Annotated in this window: 3 protein-coding genes; all 3 read left to right on the top strand. The window is 77.7% G+C overall.

Annotation, left to right across the window (positions count from 1 at the left end; genetic code table 11):
• The coding region (gene eccD, locus FRZ03_RS35865) for a type VII secretion integral membrane protein EccD (RefSeq protein ID WP_315902688.1) at positions 1 to 1,438 on the top strand (1,438 nt) is incomplete at its 5' end.
• 13 nt (positions 1,439 to 1,451) lie between these two features.
• Positions 1,452 to 2,912, top strand: a complete 1,461-nt coding sequence (gene eccB / locus FRZ03_RS35860) for a type VII secretion protein EccB (protein ID WP_146469247.1) — start codon at positions 1,452 to 1,454, stop codon at positions 2,910 to 2,912.
• Positions 2,913 to 2,916: 4 nt separating this feature from the next.
• Positions 2,917 to 5,347: hypothetical protein (locus FRZ03_RS39640; RefSeq protein ID WP_186785801.1), on the top strand; the 2,431-nt coding region annotated here is incomplete at its 3' end.

Genomic DNA, 5,347 nt, shown 5'->3' with positions numbered 1-5,347 from the left:
CACCAGTCCGGTCTGTACGAGCTTCACCGAGCGGCGGGTGACGAGCTGGGCGCGGCCCGCGGTCACCGCACCCGCCTCGGAGGTCTGCCGGGTCACGGTGGTGGGCCCCACCGGCCGCGCCGATCTCGCGATCCCGCTCACCACCCCGGTCTCCGCGCTGCTGCCCGTACTGGTACGCCATGTGACGACGGACGCGGCCGACCGGGGCAGGCCCTGGGTGCTGCAACGGCTCGGCGAGGACCCCTTCGACGCCGACGCCACCCCGGCCACCGCCGGGCTGCGCCACGGCGAGGAGCTGCATCTGCGGCCCGCCGACGAGCCGCTGCCCGCCCTGCACTTCGACGATGTCTCCGACGGTGTCGCGCATGTCGTGACAGCGTTGCCAGGCGGCTGGCACCCGAAGCTGACCCGGACGCTCGCGCTGGTCATCGCGGTGCTGACGCTGCCCGCCCTGGGGTACGCGCTGCTCGGCTTCGGCCCGGGTCTCGCGGCCTCGGCCGGTGCCGGGGTGATCGCCGTCCTGCTGGCCGCCGGGTGCGTGACCGGGGCGCGGCTGGGCGCCGACGAGGGCAGTGTGCTGGTGGCCGGGCTGGGCGCGCTCGCGTTCGGCGGGCTGGCCGGGCTGACGTTCCGCGAGGGGCCGCACGGCGGCTACGCGCCGGGGCTGCCCGGGGTGCTGGCCGCGGCCGGCTGTGTCGCGGTGGTGGCCATCGCCCTGCTGGCGCTGCGTGCGCTGCCGCTGGTGGTGCCGGGCACCCTGCTGGTGACGGCGCTCGCGGCCGCCGTGGGCACCGCACTGATGCGGGCCGCGCACTGGCACGGCGGGCAGGCGGTCGCCGTGGTCGCGGTCGCGATGTTCGTGCTGGGCCACTTCGGGCCCCGGCTCACCCTGCGCATGGCCCGGCTGCGGGTGCCCCGACTGCCGCACAACGCGGCCGAGTTGCAGGAGGACATCGAGCCCGAGCCGCAGGAGCGGGTGGAGCGCAGGGTCAAGGCGGCCAGTGCCTATCTGGACACGCTCAGCGTCTCCTCCGCCCTCGTGTACGCGGCCGGCTTCTGGTACATGACGCGCGTGGCCGGCTGGATCGGCTGGCTGCTGCCGCTGGTGTTCGCGGGCGCGGTACTGCTGCGGGCCCGCGGGCTGAACCGGGCGGCGCAGCGCGTGCCCACCGTGCTCGCCGGTGCCGCCGGTCTGGCCACGGTGGCCCTCACCCGGTTCGCCCCGGCGGGCGGCGGCGCCCGGGTGACCGTGGTCGCCGTCCTGCTCGCCGCGGTCGCGGGGCTGCTGGTGGCGGCGTGGCGGCTGCCCGGCGGACGGCTGCTGCCGGTGTGGGGGCACAGCGGCGACCTGCTGGAGACCGTCACCGCGATCGCGCTGCTGCCGCTGCTGCTCCAGGTCCTGCACGCGTACGCCTACTTCCGCTCCCTGACGAGCTGAGAGGGGCGCGAGCATGCAGACCCGACGCGACCACATGCAGGCCTACCAGTTCGCCATGGGCCGGCTGGCCACCGCCCTGGTCACCGGCGACCCCGGCCGCGGCGACAGCCCCACCAAACGGGCCGCGCTGGGCAGCTTCTTCGGCGCGGGACTCGTCGTCCTGCTGTGCCTGGGGTTCCTGGTGTACGGGAAGCTGTCGCCGGTGACCACGGCGGCCTGGCGGGAGCCCGGCTCGATCGTCGTGGAGAAGGAGACCGGCACCCGCTACCTCTTCCTCGACGGCCGGCTGCGGCCGGTGCGCAACTACGCCTCCGCGCTGCTGCTGACCGGCAAGGGCGGCGCCGTGCGCACCGTCGCGGCGAAGGCGCTGAGCGGCGTGCCGCACGGCGCGCCGGTCGGCATCGACGGCGCACCGGACTCCCTGCCCACCCCGGCCACCCTGCTCACGCAGCCCTGGACCGACTGCCTGCGCCCGGACCTGCCGTCCGGCCATGTGATCGACTTCGCTCCGGGCGGCCGGACCACCGCGTTCCCGGCCGGCCGGCAGCTACTGCTGAAGGCCGCGAACGGCAAGCGGTTCGTGCTGTTCGGGGGCGTCAAGTACCCGGTGCCCGCGCAGTCCGCGCTGATCGCGCTCGGGCTCGACGGCGACCGGGCCGTGGCCGCGTCCGCCGCCTGGCTGGCCGCCGTACCGACCGGCGCGGCGCTCGCCCCGGCGAAGCTGGACGGGAAGGGCGGCGCGGCCGGGACGATCGCCGGACGGCCGGTCACCGTCGGCCAGTTGTTCACCACCACCGCGGCGGGCGCCAAGCACAGCTACGTCATGACCGCCGACGGGATCGCCCAGGTCAGCGCCAGCGAGGCCGCGTTGCTCGCGGCCGAGGCCGGCGCGCCGGCACCGCGCCGGGTGTCGGTGACCGACATCGCCTCCGCCCGGGTCTCCGCCGGCCACTCCCTGGACAGCGGGGTGCCGGACCTCCTCGGCGCCCCGGCCGCCGACACCTCCCGGCAGGCGGTGTGCCTGCGCGAGAGCTCCAAGGGCGCCCGGCTGAGCGCGGCCGTGGTCATGGAGAGCGGCCCGGCGGCGACCGGGAGGCAGCAGGTGCTGGTGCCGCCGTCGCACGGCGTGTACGCGGTGGACCAGGCCGAGCTGGCGGTCCGGACGCCGAACCCGCACACCTACCTCGTCACCGACCAGGGCATCCTCTACCCGCTGGGCAGCTCCGCCGCGCCGTCCCTCGGCATCGGCGGCACCCCGACCGCGCTGCCGGGGAGCCTGCTGGCGGCGCTGCCGCACGGGCCGGCCCTGGACCGTACGGTGGCGGCGCTGACCGTGAAGTCCGGCGAGGGGGGCGGCACTTCGCCCTCCTCCGGCTCCGGCACCTCCGCCGCCGGACGGACCTCGGGCCGGGCGCCCGTGCCCTCGGTCTCCGGTGAACCGTCCCCGACCGGCTCCTCGGCCCGGGTGGGGTGAGCGGATGCGCAGAGGACTGGGCGCCGCCCGGCTGGGCGGTACGGCGTTGCAGTGCCGGGCCGAGGGCCGGGCACTGCTCGTACATCCCAAGGGCGAACCCGACCCGCACGCCGCCGCGTTCGCCGCGGGGCTGGCGGCGGACCCCCAGCACACCCTGGCCGTGGTGGACCTGCCGCACGGGGCGCTGGAGGGCTCGGCGGACGCGGTGGCACGCCTGCTGGCGGGCCGGGGCGACAGCCTGCGCCTGGTCTTCGGCCGCGGTACGCCCCAGGAGGCGCGGGCCGTCGCCCAGCGCATCGCCGACCGGCTGGACCGGCTGGTGCTCGCGCCGGACGGCGAGGTGCTGCCGACCTCCGGCGGCGGCCTGTTCATCCCGAGCGACCACGGCGCGGGCTGGCTGCGGTTCCGGCCGGGCCGGGCGGCGGAACGGGACTCGCGGCGCTTCCCCAAGCCGCGCTGGGAGTTCTCCACCTTCGACCGTCCCTGGCCCACCAGCGGGCACGGGGTCGCCGAGCCGGTGCCCAGCGGGGTGTGGGTGCGCAGCCCGTACGACCACGCCGCCGCCGAGAGCGGCCGGCGGCTGGTGGACCGGCTGCCGAGCCACCCGGACATCCTCACCGTGGTCCTCGGCAGCCCGGGCGGGCCGCCGGTGACCCTGGCGGACGTGACCCGGCTGTGGGAGACGGTGCTGCCGTCCGCGCGTTCCTGGGTGCGCTTCCTGCACCTCGGCCCGGTCGCGCTGCCCGAGGGCGCCGAGGCGCTGGGGCAGGAACTCGCCGACGCGCTCGGCCAGCAGGTGGTGCTGTACGCGGGGGTGCCCGTCGAGGCGCGCGTCGGCCTGGACTCCCCCGAAGTGGCGGCGGTACGGCCGGACGGCACGCTGGGCCACCGCCCGTTCGTCAGCGAGCTGATGTACTTCCCGCGCACCGGGGAGGTCCCGGCGCCGCCCGCGCTCTTCGGGCTGCGCGGGCCGCTGTTCGGGGTGCCGGAGATCACCACGGGGGTGTACGAGTACGCCGCCGACGCGGTCCTGGAGGTCGTGCAGAGCGGGCTGTGGATGCGCCCGCTGGCCGAGCCCGCGGACGGCGACGCGGTACGCCGGATACCGGCGGCGCCCGGCTACGCCGCCATCCTCTACGACCGCAGCACGCCCGGCGTGGAGGAACGCATGCGCTCCCTCGCCGAGGACATGCTGTGGCGGCTCGACCCGGAGCGCCGCGAGGGCTTCACGGTCGCCCCCGCCGACGAGCCCGGCCAGGTCGCCGTCACGACGGACGACGCCCATCTGTGGTCGGCGCAGGCACTCGCCGCGACCGGTCCGCAGGCGGCGGCCGCGGCCGCGCCGCGCGGCACCGCCCGCCCGCCGGGGTCCGCGCCGTGGACACCGGCGCAGCCGACGAGGGCACAGACCCGGGAGGCGGGCGCGGGTTCGTCGTCCGCCCTGGCGCACCTGGACCTCGACGCGCCGCCGGCCGCGGCCGGCGCGGGCCGGGGTGCCGCCCCGGCGGTGCCTCCCGTGGTGGCCCCGCCCGCGGCCAGGACCGAGTCCGAGGCGCCGTCGGCGGTGCTTCCCCGGGTCGAGACCGACGGGGAGCCCGCGAGCGGGGACGCCGGGACGACCGCCTCGGCGGCGGCCGGGAGCGTGGCGCCGCAGCGGCTGCCGGACGCGCCGGTCGCCGCGCCCGCACCGGCGCCGAGTGGCGGCCCGGCACCCGCATCCGGTGTTCGGGAGCCTGCCGGTCCCGTGCCGCCGGCTCCGGTTGTGTCAGGTCCACAGGCGGCCCGCCCCGCCGTGCCCGCGCGGGTTCCCCTGCCGAACCTGCCGGCCGTGTCGGAGCCGGGGGGTGCGGCAGAGCCGAACAGCCCGGTGCCGCGGGGACGCACCCCGCGGCACGAGGACGTCCCCACGCGCCCGTCCGCTCCGACCACGCGGCGGACCGACGCGCCGCCGCAGCCGCCCGCCGCCGCATCGCGGCGCGGCCCGGCCGGCATGCCCACCGGCGCGCCGGAGACCCCCGGCACCGGGGCACCCACGCCCATACCCGGCGGCCCGGCACCCCACGTACCCACGCCACCAGCTCCACCGGCACCCAGTGCCGAAGCACCGCAGACCCAACCGCCGACATCCGACGGACCCACGTCGCAGCACCCCCCGGCGGGCACACCCACCGGAGCGCCCGAAACCCCCGGCACCGCGGCACCCACGCCCATACCCGGCGGCCCGGCACCCCACGTACCCACGCCACCGGCTCCGCCCACACCCAGTGCCGAGGCACCACAGACCCAACCGCCGACATCCCACGGACCCGGGCCGCAGCACACCCCGGCCGGCACACCCACCGGAGCGCCCGAAACCCCCGGCACCGCGGCACCCACGCCCATACCCGGCGGCCCGGCGCCCGCCGCCGACCTACCGCAACCCCAGTCGCCGACGC

Source organism: Streptomyces misionensis, assembly GCF_007896895.1.
GTDB classification, from domain to species: Bacteria; Actinomycetota; Actinomycetes; order Streptomycetales; family Streptomycetaceae; genus Streptomyces; species Streptomyces misionensis_A.
Note: the sequence above shows the minus strand (reverse complement) of the source record. Positions and strands in the feature narration are given on the sequence as shown.